The organism is Nocardioides sediminis (assembly GCF_003047295.1).
Taxonomy (GTDB): Bacteria; Actinomycetota; Actinomycetes; order Propionibacteriales; family Nocardioidaceae; genus Nocardioides; species Nocardioides sediminis.
Genome location: NZ_PZYZ01000022.1, coordinates 1 through 734, shown reverse-complemented (window position 1 = coordinate 734; position 734 = coordinate 1). Strand labels below are relative to the sequence as shown.

At 44.3% G+C, this 734-nt stretch carries 1 protein-coding gene; it reads right to left on the bottom strand.

The window, feature by feature from the left end:
- The coding region (locus DAI17_RS20740) for an elongation factor Tu (RefSeq protein ID WP_159081702.1) at positions 1 to 734 on the bottom strand (734 nt) is incomplete at both ends.

Below are 734 nucleotides of genomic sequence, written 5' to 3'. Positions count from 1 at the left end.
ACCACGCCCGCACCTACTGTACGACCACCTTCACGAATCGCAAAACGTAAACCTTCGTCCATCGCGATTGGGTGAATTAAGCTCACAGTCATTTTGATGTTGTCGCCCGGCATTACCATCTCAACACCTTCCGGTAACTCGATTGTACCTGTTACGTCCGTTGTACGGAAGTAGAACTGTGGACGGTAACCTTTGAAGAATGGAGTATGACGACCACCTTCTTCTTTTGATAATACGTAAACTTCTGATTCGAAGTCTGTGTGCGGAGTGATTGTACCCGGTTTCGCTAATACTTGACCACGTTCGATTTCTTCACGTTTTGTACCACGTAATAATGCACCAACGTTTTCCCCCGCACGACCTTCGTCTAATAATTTACGGAACATCTCAACACCGGTTACGGTTGTTTTCGTAGTTTCTTTGATACCTACGATTTCAACTTCTTCACCTGATTTGATGATACCACGTTCAACACGGCCTGTTACTACCGTACCACGACCAGAAATTGAGAATACGTCTTCGATTGGTAATAAGAACGGTTTATCAATTGCACGCTCCGGCTCTGGAATGTATGTATCTAAGTGGTGTGCTAACTCAAGAATTTTTTCTTCCCACTCCGGCACGCCGTTTAACGCTTGTAACGCTGAACCACGTACGATTGGTGTATCGTCACCTGGGAAGTCATATTGAGAAAGAAGTTCACGTACTTCCATTTCTACTAATTCTAATAATTC